A 1585-nucleotide genomic window follows, 5' to 3' on the forward strand; every position below is an offset into this window, starting at 1 on the left:
ACGGTGGCAACCTCGGAAGAAGTAGGCGCCTACGCCGGACGCTTACTAGCTGCGGGGCTTTGCGCGAGGCTTTTCTGCATGCGCCCGTCCGTAGTGTCGAAATCCGCACCGATCTGCGGGATATGGGCTGGATTGCCGTCAAGGTTGGCGCGACCTGGCGTCCCGCCATCGCCAACCAGGGTGGCTTCGATGGTGTCAGCTATGACGAGCTTCAGGAGGCCACCCGGACGCTCCGTATCAAACACCGGCGGGACGCCGAATTGGACGCGCCTATGGTCCGCCGGGCGATCGAACGGATTTCGGAAATCAATCGTCGTGCGTTCGCCCTGCGTGAACTGACGCCGTTCCATGTCACCGATCTGGACGTGGAGCGCAATCAGTCCGCACTGCATTACCCCCTGCGCTCCGACGCCGAGCGCCTCGGGCATGCCCAACGATCCTCTGATCCTCTCGCTGACGGCATCCACGTTGTGCCGCATGCAGGTGGGCCATCCGAGATCCTGCCTGACCATCAGGACCAATCACCCCCCGCGCGTGAACGCCGGAACCGGTGGAGATTTGACGATGAGCAATGACATCATTCGTAACGCCGCCGAGAAAGTGGCCGCTGCGGGACCACTTTATCCACCACGAGCGGTTCGAGCCGCTGGAGGCGCGCTTCGCCATGTTGCTCGCCAAGCGCCTGTCCGATCTTGACGCGGGACGGTCCAGCGAAGCTCACGGGCTCGCCCTGTCCGGCCCGTCGGGCACCGGCAAAAGCGCGGCTATGAACCACCTGCTCGCGGGCGTTGGTCAACAGCTGTCAACGCCCCGCCACTGGGATGCGCCCATCATCAGCCTTCGCGTACCGTCGCCGACGACGTTGAAATTCGTCGGTTACACCTTGCTGCGCGCCTTGGGCTATCAGATCGGTTCGGAACGGCAGGCCTGGTACATCTGGGATCTGGTCCGGCATCACCTGAAAGAGCGACAGGTGCTGTTCGTTCATCTGGACGAGGCGCAGGACCTCGCCTCGCGCGGCACCAAGCACGAGCTGAATGCCGTGGCCTCGATGCTGAAAACCCTCATGACCGATCCCGACTGGCCAGTCGGGATCATCCTGTCAGGTACGCCCGAACTCGAAGACATCCTGAACCACGACCCTCAACTGGCGCGGCGGATGCAGACAGTGCACTTCAACAGTCTGTCGCCCGTTGCGCATGGCAGTGACGTACTGGATCTCGTGGAGAACTACTGCAATCGCGCCGGCTTGCCGCCAGCCCCGCGCATTACCGAATTGGCACATGGCGAACGGCTGATCCACGCGGCAGCCAATCAGTTCGGCCTGGTCATCGAACTGACGCTGGCAGCCATCGAGCAGGCCTTCCTCACGGGGGCCCATCAGCTGGCACCGCAGGATTTTGCCCGCGCCTATCACCTGCGGACCGCCTGCGACGATTCGTTCAATCCTTTCGTCATCCCCGATTTTTACCGGGTCGATGCGCGGCAGGTCTTCTCAAGGGAGACACGTTGATGTTCACGACGACAAAGCCCCTCCCATTAACAGGCTGCTGATTTAGTCAGGACTGGGCGGAACGTTTTCCTC

At 62.2% G+C, this 1585-nt stretch carries 2 protein-coding genes; both read left to right on the plus strand.

Annotated features, from left to right (window positions below):
- A partial coding sequence (locus ELI80_RS16445; RefSeq protein WP_236641443.1) for a hypothetical protein occupies nt 1-575 on the plus strand: 575 nt, incomplete at its 5' end.
- Nucleotides 572-1513, plus strand: a complete 942-nt coding sequence (locus ELI80_RS10475) for a TniB family NTP-binding protein (RefSeq protein ID WP_136651814.1) — start codon at nt 572-574, stop codon at nt 1511-1513. The genes ELI80_RS16445 and ELI80_RS10475, both read left to right, overlap by 4 nt.
- Nucleotides 1514-1585 lie beyond the last annotated feature (72 nt).

This window comes from Paracoccus aeridis (assembly GCF_004923205.2).
Classification (GTDB): domain Bacteria; phylum Pseudomonadota; class Alphaproteobacteria; order Rhodobacterales; family Rhodobacteraceae; genus Paracoccus; species Paracoccus aeridis.

Coding starts and splice junctions, on each gene's coding strand:
- ELI80_RS10475 (WP_136651814.1), top strand. CDS start 572: ATGACATCATTCGTAACGCCGCCGAGAAAGTGGCCGCTGCGGGACCAC.